The sequence below is a fragment of the Neomoorella sulfitireducens genome (genome assembly GCF_024733845.1).
In the GTDB taxonomy this organism is placed as follows: domain Bacteria; phylum Bacillota; class DSM-521; order Neomoorellales; family Neomoorellaceae; genus Neomoorella; species Neomoorella sulfitireducens.
In genome coordinates this window covers 45,929-61,271 of record NZ_JANRHG010000004.1, presented here as the reverse complement: position 1 = coordinate 61,271, position 15,343 = coordinate 45,929, and the positions used below count along the sequence as shown (strand labels likewise).

Here is a 15,343-nt window from a genome sequence, read left to right as displayed (position 1 = left end):
TTATAAGCTGGTAATAACCAGTAAAAGAGTTAAACTAAGTACAACTGAACCCACCAGGCCGATTACAAGCCCCCTGGTACCAACCCTTTTAATCATCTCCAGGCTGACGTTGAGGCCCAGGCCGGCCATGGCCATGGTAAGGAGAAAAACACCGCCCTGGATCATGGTCGCTGTCAGGGGAACCGGTAGAAAGGACATGGTATTGAGACCACTTAAGGCCAGGAAACCGAAAATAAACCATGGTACCTGTAGCTGGCACCAATTCCAACCGGTGCCTGTTTTATTCCGGGAAGCAAAAATTATACCCAGCAATAGAGCTACCGGCACCAGGAGAGCCACTCGCCCCAGTTTTACCAGGATAGCAATATCCGTACTGGCGCTGCCGCCAGCCTGGGCTGCCGCAATGACGTGGGCCAGTTCATGGAGACTGCTGCCGGAAAATAAACCGTACTCATAAGAAGTTAAATTAATTACTGGATAGAGAAGAGTATAAATTATTGTAAACAGTGTACCAAGCAAGGCGATAATGGCTACCGCCACGGCAGTTTCATCATCCCGGGACCTAACTACCGGGGCAACGGCAGCAATAGCTGCCGCCCCGCAAATACCGGTCCCGGCAGCTATGAGGGTGGCTAATTTTTTATTAAGCCCCAGCTTCTGCCCCAAAAAAGTAATAACGACCATAGCCAGGAAAATGGCAAGGGCATCAAGAATAATAACCTGAGGGCCAGCAGCAACAATTTCAGGTATGTCCAGGCGCAGTCCCATGAGGATAATACCATAACGGAGAATTTTTTTGCTGGCGTAATTTATACCCACCTCGGCCGTTTCCGGGACGGCCATGAAGGAACGCCAGGCGATACCTAAAAGAATAGCCAGCACCATGCTGCCCATGATGTTTAATATGGGCAGGGTGGCCAGTTGCCTGGCTACCAGGGCCAGCATTATAGTCAGGCCCAGCCCCTGGATAAGTCCCAGGCCCTGATTGCCGTCTGTGGCTGTAAGGCTTTTGGTAGACATGCTCTTCCTCCCCTTCTGGTCAATTTTAAATCCAGGATAACATGGGGGAGGGTATGGTGTAAAATATATAAAACTTATCACGGTCATTAGCCAGCTTTAATATTAACTTTTACCCTGGTATTTTTTGATGAAAAGGTTGACAGGAATGGGTACAATATATATAATGAAATCGTAATCATTAATAGTAACCATTACTATTATTGAAGGAGGAAGTTGGCAATGGCAGAACTGGTTAATGACGTCAAACTGGGTATAACCAAGGGCACGGTAGTCGAGGATGCCGTCGAGGCCAATTTCAAAGGTGAAACCATGGAGGTTGGCCTGTATCTCGCCATGGCCCGCCAGGCCCTGCGGGAAGGCTACCCCGAGGTGGCCCTGGCCCTGGAGAAAATCGCCTGGGAAGAAGCCGAGCACGCCGCCCACTTTGCCGAGCTGAACGGCAAGATCAGCGCCAGCACCAAGGAAAACCTGGAAAAGATGCTGGCCGGCGAGCTGGGGGCCAACAAGGGCAAGCGTGAGGCTGCTATCAAGGCCAAGGAAAACAACATCGACCACGCCCACGACTTCTTTGACGAGTCCTCCCGGGACGAAGGCCGCCATGCCCTGGCCCTGGAAGGCCTGCTTAACCGCTACTTCAAGTAAAATCCCCTTAACTATCATGCCAGCAGGCCTGCATCACTGTAAGCGGCGTCCATCACTTGCAGCCGGGGAATGCTACCCCGGCTTTTTTGCTTGGATTTGCAATCCGGTGCTTTCAGGAAGACCCGGCGGGAGGAAAACGTATGATGGCAATAAGATAGAGGATAGCAGGTATGATTAGTAAGAAAGCAAAGCCCAGGGGTTGAAGAAAGAAAAAAAAGCTTTTCACTTCAAGGTTACTCCCTGGATGCCGGGCCAGGAAATAGACCAGAGGCAACAGGTAAAAAACCAGCTGGCGATAGTCTTTTAATTGTAACAGGCGCCCGGCCAGGTAAGCGCTGGCCCAGAGGAGAGCCGCGACCGTAGGAAACACCAGAATAATCCACAGGGAGATAAAAACCAGGCTGATGCGTTCAATAAAGGTACCGGCAAACTCGGCCAGCTGGGTAACACTTAACCCTGGAATTAAAGAATGCTTAAGGAGCCCAATTCCTAAAACTCCCTGGCAGGTGGTCAGGACAGTGATTACGATGACCATTACCACCAGGTAACCCCGGCTGGCAGCCTGCCAGGCTTCCCGCGGTTGCTGTAAGAATGGAACCAGGATTAGAAACAGGCTCATTTCTTCGGCATTACTAATGCGCCAAAAGGCCAGGCGCAGGACCGGCCAGGGCCCCCTGGGTAAGACTGGTAAGAAATTATCAGAGCGAAAATGGGGCAGGACCAGTAAAAAAAGCATCATAATCAGGGGTAAAGTAACTATGCAGATAATGATAGAGGCCCGGGCCAGGGGTTCCAGCCCCCGGCTGGCCAGATAGGCCGCCACAATAAGTAAAGATAAAAGGATTGCTTCGGCCGGCGTGCGCGCCAGCAGGGAATTTTTGATTACATCAGTAGTAACCCGCGTAACGTGGGCCGTCAAAGCAAGCCAGTAAAAAAGTAAACCTAAACTCAGGGGCCAGGCCACCCAGCGGCCGGCAATTTGCCGGCTGAAGCCGAAAAAATCCTGCTGGGGAAACTTCATGGCCAGGCGGGTAAGAATGTATATTGCTCCCAGGCTGAAAAAAGTCTCCAGGGGTGAAACCAGCCACATGTCCACCCCCACCTGATCGGCTATATCCCTGGCGCCGATTAAGGTCCCAACTTCGATCATTGCGGCTACAGTTAAAAAGAAGGCTTCACTGGTACCAATTCTTTCTTGCGATAACATTTAGCTCACCATACCTGTACGCCTGATGCTTACCTTTACTTGTACTGTAACTGGCAGGCTGGAGTATATTTGCCGCCACTGCCCTTTCATTGCTTCCCACTGGCGCGGCCTAACTTTTTCCACCTTGCGACCAAAGCCCAGTACATCAGCCTGGTACTGTTGCTGTAACTTGCCCAGTACCTGCCTGATACGCTCCTCCATTAATCTAGCCGCCCTGTTTTCCACTTGATGCAGGTCGGCAGCCGCAAACAACTTGGGATTACCCATTTTTTCAGCTATTTTACCTTCAACCTTTATTTTTATAGTAAAACTTAATTTATCTTCTTCCATTAGAGGCTTTACTTCCGCCTGGAGCTTACCAAATTCTACACTTAAAGTTTGCTGTAACTCTGGTACCGGTACTACCAGGATGTCGCAACCTTTAGTTTCCCCGGTGATCCAGAGGGCGGCCTGGGTTTCTTCGGGAGTGAGCCACCCCGCCAGCCGTCCTTCTCGAATTACACCCGCACCGCTAACTTCTAATTCTTGCCGGGGTACCATCTTAACCCTTGCCAGTAAAATATCCTGGCCGGTGTCCAGGGCGGCCAGCACTTCAGCTAAAGAATGCTTAACAAAACGGGAAGTCTTAATGGCTTGCTGCATCTGCTCATGTAAAAACATGCTGACACTCCGGGCAAATTTGGGCCGGGCTTCCATAATATCCCCGGCAGGCCCCTCGGCCAGCAGGACATCAATAGCCAGATAGCTTTCCCGGTTGCGGGCCCAAAAATCTAATACCGACCTTAAATCACCCCGGCGGGCCAGTTCTTCGCCCATGAGAAGTATTTTTTGGTGGCCAAAAAAAAGGGTCCGTTCCGAACGGGTAGCTGCCTTACGTATGGCCTCGGCAAAGGTAATCCCCGTTAAAGTTAGACGCCAGGTTGGCATGGTATTCTCGTCTTGCCCTTCGCCACCGCCACCACCGCCCCCACCCCTGGTAACCATGCGGCGCAGGACCGGCATTTCCAGGGTAATTTTCCATGGTTCTGTCACCACCAAACTACCACCGGCAGCAGTCAGGTCAACTGCTGCCCCCAGCACCAGGGCCCGGCGTTCCAGGTCTTTATTATCCCAGCAACCAGCTGTAATTATTGTTAACAATAATAGGAGTAGGCCGGCCCGGTACAGGCTCCTCCGGTTCATTGCTTTTTCTTCCCCCTACCAATGCGCCTGGCTTCTAGGGGTCTGAGATAAGCGGGGCGCAAGCGCTCCCTGAAAAGGGCGGTCCGGTAAATACTATCTTTAAGATCCGCGGCTGTCCAGGGTGCCCAGGGCTTAAGATAAGGTACACCGAAGCTTTTTAAAGAAACCATGTGGGTAAGGATTAACATTAACCCTAAAATAACGCCATAGAGGCCAAAAACAGCCGCCATGATCATTAAAAAGAAACGCAAGATCCGTAAGGAGATGGCGGCATCATAACTGGGAAGAACAAACCCGGCTATAGCTGTCAGAGCCACAACAATTACCATGGCCGAGCTAACAATACCTGCCTGGACAGCCGCCTGGCCCAAAATAAGCGCCCCCACCACCCCCAGGGTTTCCCCTAGAGGGCCTGGCAGGCGTATACCAGCTTCCCGCAACAGCTCCAGGACACTTTCCATGATAAAGGCTTCGATAATAGTTGGAAAAGGGAGGCCTTCGCGCCCGGCGCCGATGGATATGGCCAGGGAGGTAGGGATCATTTCCGGTGTAAAGGAAACCATGGCAATGTAGAAGGATGGTAGCAGCAGGGCCAGGAAAGAGCCGGCAAAACGCAAGATGCGAATCAGGACGGCAATAAACCAACGGTGGTAGTGATCTTCCGGATTATGCATTAAGGAATTGAAAGTAGCAGGTACAATTAAGGCAAAAGGTGTATTATCGGTTAGAATAACTACCCGCCCTTCCAGGAGGGCGGCGGCAGCTTCATCGGGCCTTTCGGTATTTTGGATCTGGGCAAAGGGCGAATACCATTTATCCTCGATAAACTGCTCGATATAGCCGCTTTCCAGGATACCGTCGATATCGATTTTGTTGAGGCGTTGCTCCACTTCAGTGATCAACCCAGGGTTAGCTACGCCATCAATGTACATTAAGCCAACTGTCGTCTGGCTGCGCCGGCCTAAAAAATAAGTCTTTAATTTAAGCTGAGGGTCCCGCAGGCGGCGCCGCAAGAGGGCCGTATTGGTCCGCAAGCAGTCAGAAAAACCCTCCCGGGAACCCCGTATTAGCGCTTCCGCCTGGGGCTCTTCCACCCCCCGGTGTTCCCAGCCATAAACCTCAATGGCCAGAGCCCGGTTGACACCATCAAGTAAAAATAAGGCAAAGCCGCTCAGGATACAGCGGGCCGCTTCCCGAAAATCAATTATTTCCCGGACATTGGCTACAGTTAAAAGGGAGTCCCTGACCTGGCGGTAGAGTTCATAAGGTGCCCCCGTCAATACCGGCATCGCCTGGGGCGCTTCCAGGAGGATTGATTTCATAATCTGATCATTAACAATATCATTGTTTACCAGCCCGTCGACATAAACAAGAGCCGCCTGATGCCCCATAACCCCGCCAATTCGCATCTGCCTGTAGACAACATCCTGGCAGTCGGCAAAAATGGCTTGTAAAGTTTCTAGATTAACCGCCAAACTATATTGCAACGGCAGTGCTGCCGCTTGCCCTTCATCGACCAGGGGAAGGGCTATTTTTTCTCTTGTTTTTGAGGCCTTATTCCTATGTCCCAGGTAACGCCAGGATTTATTAGTCACCAGGATTTCTTCTCCTTTAAATGCTATCTTTATCTTGCCTGGAAAAATAGTAAAATATAACCTGGAAAGCCAGCGATACCTGGTTTAGAAAGTTAAAGAAAAGTTATAGCAAACTACAGAGAAGTCATAAGGATATTTTCCAGAGCAAAGGAAAAAAGCTACATTGACTTCACCCGGTTTTTGGATTATAATAAGTTTTGCTGCCGGGATGTAGCTCAGCTTGGCTTAGAGCGCACGGTTCGGGACCGTGAGGTCGCTGGTTCGAATCCAGTCATCCCGACCATGACTTTCAAAAATAAAAGGCCTATCTCAAACCCTGAGATGGGCCATTTTTATTTAGCGGCATCACACTTTAAGGTAGCAAACATAGGATATATTAAAAACCAATCATGGAGGGAAGCTACATGGATAGCCTAAAATTAGACAACCGCTTTGCTTTTATCCTTTTCCTGATCCTCATCTTGCTGTTCTTCGGCGACAAATAAGAAAATAACGGGATTTATCCGGGGCCAGGCTAACCTGGCTCTATTTTTATACCAGCCCGGGGAAAGAAATCTGGCGTAAAGCTTCATAGAGGACCAGGGCGACTGTATTAGCTAGATTGAGGGAACGGAGCCCCGGGCGCATGGGTACACGCAATACCCTGTCCCCTGCCGCCTCCAGGATGGAAGCCGGTAGCCCCCGGGTTTCAGGACCAAAGACGAGAAAATCCCCCGGTTGATAATTGACCCCGGTATAAAAACGCTGTCCCTTAGTCGAAAGATAATAACAGACAGCCCGGGGGTAGGTTTCCTGAAAAGCCTGCCAGCTCTTATGTTCATGGATGGTTACCTCCTGCCAGTAGTCCAGGCCGGCGCGTTTCAGGTGCTTCTCGTCCAGGCGGAAACCCAGGGGATGGATTAAATGCAAGATTGCTCCCGTAGCCGCGCAGGTACGGGCTATATTGCCGGTATTCTGGGGGATCTCCGGTTGATAGAGAACTACGTGCAGCGGCAAGGTAACCCGAACTCCTTTAATATAATTTTATTTTAACACCTGCTATTGCTGACGCTTCATAGGCACATCCAGCCCACCATCAAAGTAACTCCGTATGATAATCCACCACTTCAATATCCCCTTGCGCCTCCAAAAAAACCAGGATCGCTGCCAGGACCTGATCGGCATGACTGCCGGCGGTGCTGACGCAGGCAATGCCCACTTCGGCCTCCTGGTGGCTGTCGTGGTGCCCTACTTCGGCAACGGCAACGTTAAAGCGGTTGTGCAAACGCGTGAGCAGGCTCTTTAACACCCGCCGTTTATCCTTTAAACTCCTGGCTCCGGCGAAGCGCAGGGTGGCCTGGCCGACCCCAATTACCATGAGGTTGCATCCCCTTTCCCGGGTTCACATTTAGGCCTGCTTCTGTTATATTATAATGGATCCCAGCCTTTTGGAGAGGAGGAAACTAATTTGGGCCAGAATCTTGCCCAGAAAATAATCAGCCGGCACCTGGTGGCCGGGAGGATGGTACCGGGGGAGGAAGTGGCCATCCGCATCGACCAGACCCTGACCCAGGACGCCACCGGCACCATGGCCTACCTCCAGCTGGAAGCCATGGGCATCCCCCGGGTGCGGACCAAACTTTCCCTCAGCTATGCAGACCACAACACCCTCCAGACCGGTTTTGAAAACGCCGACGACCATCTTTTCCTGCAAAGCATTGCCGCTAAATACGGCATCATCTTTTCCCGCCCCGGGAACGGCATCTGCCACCAGGTACACCTGGAGCGCTTCGCTGTGCCGGGGACAACCCTCCTGGGCTCCGACAGCCACACTCCCACTGCCGGTGGAGTAGGAGCCCTGGCTATCGGCGCCGGCGGCCTGGACGTCGCCGTGGCTATGGCCGGCGGACCCTTTTATTTTAACATGCCGGTTGTAATCCGTGTCAATTTGCACGGCCGCCTGGCGCCCTGGGTCAGCGCCAAAGACGTTATCCTGGAGATTTTGCGGCGCCTGACGGTCAAAGGCGGGGTGGGCAAAATTATCGAGTACGGCGGCGACGGCGTGGCCACCCTTTCCGTACCGGAACGGGCCACCATTACCAATATGGGTGCCGAGCTGGGGGCCACTACTTCCATCTTCCCCAGCGACGAGGTTACCCGGGCCTTCCTGGCCGCCCAGGGAAGGGCTGAGGACTGGGTGGAATTGCAACCCGACCCCGATGCTACTTACGAGCAGATAATCGACATCGACCTGGGCAGCCTGGAACCCCTGGTGGCCAGGCCCCATATGCCGGATAACGTGGCTACCGTCCGGGAAGTAGGGCCCATTAAGGTCAATCAGGTGGCCATCGGCAGTTGCACCAATTCATCTTATACCGATCTTATGCGCGTCGCGGCCATCCTTAAAGGCAAGTACGTCCACCCCGATGTCAGCCTGGTCATTGCCCCCGGTTCCCGCCAGGTCCTGCGTATGCTGGCCGAAAACGGCGCCCTGGCCGACCTGGTCACAGCGGGCGCCCGGGTCCTGGAGTGCGCCTGCGGCCCCTGCATCGGCATGGGACAGGCCCCGCCTTCGGGCGGAGTTTCGGTGCGTACCTTCAACCGCAACTTCCAGGGCCGCAGTGGCACTGCCGACGCTTCAGTTTACCTGGTCAGCCCGGAAGTTGCCGCCGTCACGGCAATCAACGGCTATTTAAGCGATCCCCGGGAACTGGGTGCTCCCATCAATATAACTCTGCCGGCAAGCTTTCCCGTAGACGACGGCATGTTTATCTTTCCCCCGGAGGATGGCTCCCAGGTGGAAATCCGGCGCGGGCCCAACATCAAGCCCCTGCCGCTTCCCCAGCCACCGGACCCGGTGATTGAAGCGCCGGTGATCTTGAAAACAGGCGATAATATTACCACCGACCATATTTCACCGGCAGGGGCCAAATACCTACCCCTGCGTTCCAATATTCCCGCCCTGGCCGAGCATGCCTTTGAGGGTGTAGATCCGGGCTTTGCCCGGCGGGCTAAAGATGCGGGGAAGGGAATTATCATCGGCGGGGAAAACTACGGCCAGGGTTCCAGCCGCGAGCACGCCGCCCTCTGCCCCATGTACCTGGGCATCAAGGCCGTCATCGCCAAATCCTTCGCCCGCATCCACCGCAGCAACCTGGTGAACTTCGGCATCCTGCCCCTGACCTTTGCCGACCCGGCCGATTACGACCGCAATGCAGATGGCGACAAGCTGGCCATTGATCTGACAAACGGCCTGGAGCAGGATGAAATCACCGTGACCAACGTCACCAGGGGCTTTACCTTTAAAGTCCGCCACGGCCTTTCTCCCCGCCAGCGGGCTATCATCCTGGCCGGAGGCTTGTTGAATTACACCAGGCAGCAGGCAGTGAAGTAAAACACCCCGTACTATTAAAAGGTTAAAAGGGCTAGACCCGGTAGTTTTTTACCAGTCTAGCCCCTTTCTTTCAGTGAAACTTACCTCCAGTACCTAGCCCATCCCCTAAAAAACGAGGGCGGAAAATTTACCCCACAAAATCTTTATCCGTGGATCAATACCGGCAGGCAGCGGGTACAGACCCAGGTGCTCTCACCGTGGTAGCGGGCAAAGAGAAGGACGGCCCGGGTTTCGTCGGCACCGCAGCGTAGGCAGCGGGGCGCCGTGCCTTCCGCCCTTTTGGCGGCCAGATTTTCTTCGGCGGCAATGGGGTCAAAGGCCGGCGCCTCCCGCTCTTCGATGGTCAAGGCCCCGGTGGGACACACGTTCAGGCAGACCCCGGCGCCGTCGCACAGCTCTTCCCGCAGGACTTTGGCCTTACCGTTAACAATCTCAATGGCCCCCTCGACGCAGGGCGATACGCACAGACCGCAGCCGGTGCATTTTTCTTCGTCTATCCGGACAATCTTGCGTTTTATACAAATCACCTTCTTAGGAGATATAAAGGTTTTTTCAAGCAGCTTTGTTTGCTTCTATTCTATCTCTTTTTCCCAAAGCCTAGTGTGATGCCTTACCCCGGTTCTTGTGATCTTCATCACTACAATACATGCTGACTACACACTCCCGGCACTTCGGGTGCCTGGCCCTGCAGATCGCCCGGCCGTGGTGAATGAGCAGGTGATGGGCCTCGCCGCGGGTGCCGGGAGGCAGGACGGTCATTAGCTGCTTTTCCGTCTCCAGGACACTGCCGGCTGTGGCCAGGCCCAGGCGGTTGGCCACCCGGAAAACGTGGGTGTCAACGGCGATGACGTCGCGGCCAAAGGCGTTGCTCAGGACCACATTGGCCACCTTGCGCCCCACTCCCGGCAGCTCCAGGAGTTCATCTATGTTGTCCGGTACCTGACCGCCGTGTTTTTCCTCTAGAATACGGCAGGCAGCCACCAGGTTGGCGGCCTTCATCCGGTAAAGGCCGAGGCTTTTAATGCACGCCGCCACTTCTTCCGGGTCTGCCGCCGCCAGGGCCGCCGCGGTGGGATAACGCCGGAAAAGCCCCGGTGTTACCTTGTTTACCTGGTCATCAGTCGTCTGGGCCGAAAGGATGGCCGCCACCAGGAGCTCAAAGGGATTGCTGTATTTGAGGCGCGATTGCGCTCCCGGGTATGCAGTTCGTAACCCTTGCAGAAGAGCTTCCACCCTGTTTTCCTGCATAACTTCCATCTCCCGGGCAAAAAATAAAAACGACCCGCCTCTGCTTGAATCAAAGCCGGTACGGCGACGAACAAAACGACATCTTTTAGCCATTATGACAGGAGGTTTCTCTATGCTCAGCGCCGAAGTAAGCCTTTACCCCCAGAAGACGACCCGTGCCAGCGAAATTATCAACGAATCTATTCAATCCCTTGCCCGGCAGGGCATCAGTTACAACGTTGGCCCCATCAGCACCGAAATCCACGGTACAGAAGAGCAGGTGTGGGCCGGCATCCGTTCCCTTTTCGACCAGGCCAGTTCTGCCGGCGAAGTCAGTATGGTCGTTACCCTTTCCAATGCAGCACGTTAAAGTTTAAAGCAAACAAACAGATTAATATCCTTTTTAGCCCTGGGAAATTCTTCCTCAATCAATTCCCTGTGGCTATTTTTTATTTGACACCTACAACTGTTTGTGATACCTTCTACAAATATAAATCATTAATGGTGAAAAGGATGATTAGCATGGCTAAAACCACTTTTAATGCTACCGTCCGCTGGTCCGGAGAAGGCCTTTATTGCGAGGGCGAAGCGCGGGGATTTAAAGTTGCTGTAGATGAACCCCCGGATTTAGGTGGAACCAATAAAGCCATGAACCCCGTGGAGCTTCTCCTCTGCTCCTTGGGAGGCTGCATGTCCATCTGCGCCGCCGCCTTTGCCCCGGCCTGCCATGTGGAACTTAAAGATTTCCGCGTAGAGCTGGAAGGCGACCTGGACCCCGACGGTTTCCTGGGTAAGAATCGCGATGTCCGTAAGGGTTACCAGGAGATCCGCTACCGCATTTACATAGAATCTCCTTCACCGGAGAGCAATATTAACCGCCTCCTGGAGCTGATCGAAGAGCGGTGCCCGGTATCGGACACCTTGAAGGGCGTCAAAGTCGTCCGGGTTACCGATATCAATAAATAATATGCAGCAAAAAAGCCGGTCCTGCGCCGGCTTTCTTGCTGCATATCAGGTTTACCGGGCCACCGGCCCTGCCGCGCGGATCCCCTGCGGTGCTTCATGGAATTTGCTGAAGTTGTCGATAAAAAGCCCGGCCAGCCTGCGCGCCATGGCGTCATATTTTTCCGGTTCTGCCCAGGTATTGCGGGGATTGAGGATTTCCGCCGGGACGCCGGGGCAGGCTTTCGGTACCAGGAAGCCGAAGACCGGGTCGCGGGTAAACTCCACTTTCTCCAGTTCCCCGTTTAAAGCCGCCCGGACCATGGTGCGGGTATAGGGCAGGCTCATGCGCCGACCGGTACCATAGGTCCCTCCCGTCCAGCCGGTATTGACCAGGTACACACTGGCGTTGTGCCTGGCTATCCTTTCGCCCAGGAGGTTGGCGTAAACCATGGGCGTTCGGGGCAGGAAGGGAGCGCCGAAGCAGGTGGAAAAGGTGGCCTGGGGGTCGGTGATACCCCGCTCCGTGCCGGCCAGCTTGCTGGTATAGCCGGAGAGGAAATGGTACATGGCCTGTTCCCGGCTCAGTTTGGCTATGGGCGGCATAACGCCGAAGGCGTCGGCAGTTAGGAAGACTACCGCCCGGGGATGGTCGCCCACCCCGGGGATGACGGCGTTGGGGATGAAGTCTACCGGATAGGCGGCGCGGGTGTTTTCCGTTAGGGCATCGCTGTCGTAGTCAATCACCCTGGTTTCAGGATCTAATACCACATTCTCCAGGACGCTGCCGAAACGGATGGCATTCCAGATCTGGGGTTCATGCTCAGCGGAGAGTTTAATACACTTGGCATAGCAGCCGCCTTCAAAGTTGAAAATGCCATTGTCCGACCAGCCGTGCTCATCGTCGCCGATGAGGCGCCGTTCCGGGTCGGCCGAGAGGGTAGTTTTACCGGTGCCGGAAAGGCCGAAGAATAGGGCCGTATCCCCCGCGGGTCCCGTGTTGGCCGAGCAGTGCATGGGGCATACGCCCTGCTCAGGCAGCAGATAATTCATGGCCGTGAAGATAGACTTCTTCATCTCACCGGCGTAGGAAGTCCCGCCGATAATTACCAGCCGCCGGTCTAAGTTTAAAATAATGAAGGCTTCCGAACGGGTACCGTCTTCTTCAGGATTGGCCATGAAACCGGGGGCGCAGATAACGGTAAACCGGGGCTCATGCCCGGCCAGTTCTTCCGCCGATGGCCGGATAAAAAGCTGATGGACGAAGAGATTCTGCCAGGCGTATTCATTGACAACCCTGATGGGCATGCGGTAGGCAGGGTCGGCCCCGACAAAGCCGTCAAAAACGAAGAGATCCCTTCCCTGGAGGTAGGCGGTGAGGCGCCTATAGAGGCGTTCAAAGGTCGCCTCGCTCACCGGCTGGTTGACGCCACCCCAGTTGATACTATCATGAACGGCGGGCGTATCTACAAAAAACCTGTCGCCAGGGGAACGGCCGGTATATTTGCCGGTCTTTACACTGAGGGCACCGTTGGGGGCGAGAATTCCTTCACCCCGGGCCAGGGCCATTTCTACCAACCGGGCCGCCGGGAGGTTGCGGTAAAGGTTTCCTGTATTTATTATACCTAATTTTTCTAAACCCAAAGTATTGCCCACAGTTTCTCCCTTCCCTTTTGCTCGTTTATGATCTTTTGCAATATATCATAAGCCCGGCGGGAAGGTCAACAGAATAGCTGCATGTATACAGTACACTTTATTATATATCCCGTTTGCGCATCCGCAAAGATTTAGGCGTCACTTCCAGAAGCTCATCGGCGGCAATAAACTCCAGGCACTGCTCCAGGCTCATCTCACGGGGTGGCGTGAGCTTGACGGCAATATCGGCAGTAGAGCTGCGCATGTTGGTAAGCTGTTTTTTCTTGCAGACATTGATCATCAAGTCGCCGGGACGGGAATGCTCGCCGACGATCATACCCCGGTACACGGGTACCCCCGGCCCGACAAAGAGGTCGCCCCGTTCCTGGGCATTCTCCAGGCCGTAACTGGTGGTTTCCCCGGTTTCAAAGGCTACCAGGGATCCCCGCGTCCGGGTGACAATCTCACCCTTTACAGGGGCATAATGGTGAAAGGCGTGGTACATTACTCCCAGCCCCCGGGTATCGGTGAGGAATTCGGACCGGAAGCCGAAAAGGCCGCGGGTGGGAATATGAAAGGTCAGGCGGACCTGGCCGTCACCCTTGTTTTCCAGGTTGATCATCTCGCTCCTGCGCGGCCCCAGGCGTTCAATAACAATCCCCATAAAGGCCTCGGGCACCTCGATGACCAGTTCTTCAACCGGCTCGCATTTTACCCCATTTATTTCTTTCACTATTGCCTGGGGCCGGGATACTTCAAATTCGTATCCCTCACGCCGCATGGTTTCAATGAGAATGGCCAGATGCAGCTCGCCCCGCCCGGATACCAGGAAGGCTTCGGGGGAATCCGTTTCTTCTACCCGCAGGCTGACGTCGGACTCCGCCTCGCGCGAGAGGCGCTCCCGCAGCTTGCGGGAAGTTACATATTCCCCTTCCCGGCCGGCGAAGGGGCTTTTATTGACCATAAAGGTCATGGCCACCGTAGGTTCGTCGATCCGGACGAAGTCCAGGGGCCTTGGAGCATCAGGTGAAGTAATGGTGTTGGCGATGTTGATCTCTTCCAGGCCGCTGACGACTACAATCTCACCGGCGGCGGCCTCATCTACAGGCACCTTGCGCAGCCCATCAAAGACATGCAGGGCGGCCACCTGCCCCCGGGCCAGGCTGCCGTCGGCCCGGACGATGGCCACCTCCTGTTTGACGCGGATGGTGCCGTTATATATCCGACTGATGGCCTGGCGGCCTACATAGGTGTCGTAATCAATGAGGTTGACTCCCACCTGCAGGGCAGCCTCCGGATCGCCGCTGGGAGCCGGTATATAGCGGACAATGGTGTCAAAGAGGGGTTGCAAATCCTCGCCGGGGCGGTTCGGGTCCAGGCTGGCCCTTCCCTGGCGGGCGATGGTGTAGACCACCGGGAAGTCCATTTGCTCCTCGGTGGCACCCAGATCGATGAAAAGCTCCAGGACCTCGTCTACCACCGCTGCCGGCCTGGCGTCGGGCCTGTCCATCTTATTGATGACAACTATCGGTTTCAAGCCAACCGCCAGGGCCTTTTTCAGAACAAAGCGGGTCTGGGGCATGGGCCCTTCGAAAGCGTCCACCAAAAGGAGGGCACCGTCCACCATCTGGACGATGCGCTCCACTTCGCCGCCGAAATCGGCGTGGCCGGGAGTATCGACAATGTTCAATTTATAACCCCGGTAAAAGACGGCGGTGTTTTTGGCCATGATGGTAATGCCGCGTTCCCGCTCCAGATCATTGCGGTCCAGGATACGCTCCTGGACCACCTGCTTTTCATGAAAAACTCCGCTCTGTTTTAACATGCCGTCGACCAGGGTTGTCTTGCCATGATCAACATGGGCGATAATCGCCAGGTTGCGTATTTTTAGCTGCTCCATAAGTTTCTTCCGTCCCTTTGCTTGTGCGCTTTTTGCCGTATAGAGTATAGCGCAAGGGACGGGAGGACGCAAGGGTGAAGGGAGACCATTCACACTATGGGGATACCAGGGGATTTGGGGGATGCTCCTTCCTTCGGTCGAGCGAGGAAGTTCATTATCAAGGTAACCGACTCGTCCCTTTACCGGTAGACGGCACCACTTGTGGCCAGGACACCATTCCCGGCGACAAAGTAGGCCAGGCGCAGGGATTCCCGGATTTCCTCCTCGCTGGCGCCCAAATCCCGGGCCTGTTTGGCCAGGATGGCCACGCCCTCACTGGCGCCGTGGGCGGCGTCCAGGGCCAGGGTGATCAGGGTCTTTGTTTTTGCATCCAGGGCGCCGGGGGCCATGGCCGTTTCCGCAACTGCTTTAACGGCCCGGTAAAACTCCGGGTCCCGTTCAGCCAGGGCTTCAATAAAGGGCGGCAAGGGCATAGATATCGCCTCCTATGATGGTATGGGGAAGGGGAGCCTCCAGTATTTAAATGAAGCCCCCTTATTCCCGTTCCTTTACATATTCTCCCTGCAGATACAAAATCCTGTCGGCATTTTATGCTCCGCGCCGTTTTTATGTTTCCCCGG

General features: G+C 54.5%; 15 protein-coding genes and 1 tRNA gene. 5 read left to right on the top strand and 11 right to left on the bottom strand.

Annotated elements, in window-relative coordinates; translation table 11 throughout:
* A complete protein-coding gene (locus NWF31_RS05655; RefSeq protein ID WP_258359542.1) occupies nt 1-1,020 on the bottom strand; it encodes a YeiH family protein in 1,020 nt (339 codons plus the stop codon).
* Between the two features lie 219 nt (nt 1,021-1,239).
* Here NWF31_RS05655 and NWF31_RS05650 point away from each other — a divergent pair, with 219 nt between their 5' ends.
* A complete protein-coding gene (locus NWF31_RS05650) occupies nt 1,240-1,662 on the top strand; it encodes a ferritin-like domain-containing protein (protein WP_054935301.1) in 423 nt (140 codons plus the stop codon).
* A 112-nt stretch (nt 1,663-1,774) separates the two neighbouring features.
* Here NWF31_RS05650 and NWF31_RS05645 read toward each other — a convergent pair whose 3' ends face one another.
* The 3 genes from NWF31_RS05645 to NWF31_RS05635 are packed head-to-tail and all read right to left on the bottom strand — an operon-like array spanning nt 1,775 to nt 5,646.
* Nucleotides 1,775-2,869 carry a GerAB/ArcD/ProY family transporter gene (locus NWF31_RS05645; RefSeq protein ID WP_258359541.1) on the bottom strand — a complete coding sequence of 365 codons (1,095 nt, stop codon included), beginning with the start codon at nt 2,867-2,869 and terminating at the stop codon, nt 1,775-1,777.
* Entirely contained in the window at nt 2,870-4,051 is a 1,182-nt protein-coding gene (locus tag NWF31_RS05640) for a Ger(x)C family spore germination protein (protein WP_258359540.1), read from the bottom strand.
* Nucleotides 4,048-5,646: a spore germination protein gene (locus tag NWF31_RS05635; protein ID WP_258359539.1), complete on the bottom strand. Its 1,599-nt coding sequence runs from the start codon at nt 5,644-5,646 to the stop codon at nt 4,048-4,050. Before NWF31_RS05635 ends, NWF31_RS05640 begins: the two co-directional genes overlap by 4 nt.
* A gap of 204 nt (nt 5,647-5,850) precedes the next feature.
* Here NWF31_RS05635 and NWF31_RS05630 point away from each other — a divergent pair.
* Nucleotides 5,851-5,929: transfer RNA gene (locus tag NWF31_RS05630), tRNA-Pro, on the top strand.
* 248 nt (nt 5,930-6,177) lie between these two features.
* Here the strand turns inward: NWF31_RS05630 and trmL are convergent.
* Both trmL and NWF31_RS05620 read right to left on the bottom strand, forming a co-directional pair.
* Nucleotides 6,178-6,642: a tRNA (uridine(34)/cytosine(34)/5-carboxymethylaminomethyluridine(34)-2'-O)-methyltransferase TrmL gene (gene trmL / locus NWF31_RS05625; RefSeq protein WP_258359538.1), complete on the bottom strand. Its 465-nt coding sequence runs from the start codon at nt 6,640-6,642 to the stop codon at nt 6,178-6,180.
* A gap of 79 nt (nt 6,643-6,721) precedes the next feature.
* Nucleotides 6,722-7,003, bottom strand: coding sequence for a DUF503 domain-containing protein (locus NWF31_RS05620; RefSeq protein ID WP_258359537.1), 282 nt, complete (start codon nt 7,001-7,003; stop codon nt 6,722-6,724).
* Between the two features lie 90 nt (nt 7,004-7,093).
* Between NWF31_RS05620 and NWF31_RS05615 the strand changes: the two genes are divergently transcribed.
* A complete protein-coding gene (locus NWF31_RS05615) occupies nt 7,094-9,019 on the top strand; it encodes an aconitate hydratase (RefSeq protein ID WP_258359536.1) in 1,926 nt (641 codons plus the stop codon).
* Between the two features lie 143 nt (nt 9,020-9,162).
* On the opposite strand, the gene NWF31_RS05610 is transcribed toward NWF31_RS05615, so the two are convergent.
* Both NWF31_RS05610 and nth read right to left on the bottom strand, forming a co-directional pair.
* Entirely contained in the window at nt 9,163-9,537 is a 375-nt protein-coding gene (locus tag NWF31_RS05610; protein ID WP_422880253.1) for an ATP-binding protein, read from the bottom strand.
* A 79-nt stretch (nt 9,538-9,616) separates the two neighbouring features.
* Nucleotides 9,617-10,267, bottom strand: coding sequence for an endonuclease III (gene nth, locus NWF31_RS05605; protein ID WP_258359534.1), 651 nt, complete (start codon nt 10,265-10,267; stop codon nt 9,617-9,619).
* A gap of 112 nt (nt 10,268-10,379) precedes the next feature.
* On the opposite strand from nth, the gene NWF31_RS05600 reads away from it, so the two are divergent.
* Together NWF31_RS05600 and NWF31_RS05595 are read left to right on the top strand one after the other, a co-directional pair.
* Complete coding sequence (locus NWF31_RS05600) at nt 10,380-10,616, top strand: YkoF family thiamine/hydroxymethylpyrimidine-binding protein (RefSeq protein ID WP_258359533.1); 237 nt, start codon at nt 10,380-10,382, stop codon at nt 10,614-10,616.
* A gap of 152 nt (nt 10,617-10,768) precedes the next feature.
* A complete protein-coding gene (locus tag NWF31_RS05595) occupies nt 10,769-11,212 on the top strand; it encodes an OsmC family protein (protein WP_258359532.1) in 444 nt (147 codons plus the stop codon).
* A 51-nt stretch (nt 11,213-11,263) separates the two neighbouring features.
* Here the strand turns inward: NWF31_RS05595 and pckA are convergent, their stop codons facing one another.
* The 3 genes from pckA to NWF31_RS05580 all read right to left on the bottom strand — a co-directional run bounded on the left by pckA (nt 11,264) and on the right by NWF31_RS05580 (nt 15,196).
* Nucleotides 11,264-12,844, bottom strand: a complete 1,581-nt coding sequence (gene pckA / locus NWF31_RS05590) for a phosphoenolpyruvate carboxykinase (ATP) (protein ID WP_258359531.1) — start codon at nt 12,842-12,844, stop codon at nt 11,264-11,266.
* Nucleotides 12,845-12,944: 100 nt separating this feature from the next.
* On the bottom strand, nt 12,945-14,723 hold the full coding sequence (gene typA, locus NWF31_RS05585; protein ID WP_258359530.1) for a translational GTPase TypA: 1,779 nt from the start codon (nt 14,721-14,723) through the stop codon (nt 12,945-12,947).
* 179 nt (nt 14,724-14,902) lie between these two features.
* Nucleotides 14,903-15,196, bottom strand: coding sequence for a carboxymuconolactone decarboxylase family protein (locus NWF31_RS05580; RefSeq protein ID WP_258359529.1), 294 nt, complete (start codon nt 15,194-15,196; stop codon nt 14,903-14,905).
* Nucleotides 15,197-15,343: the final 147 nt, after the last annotated feature.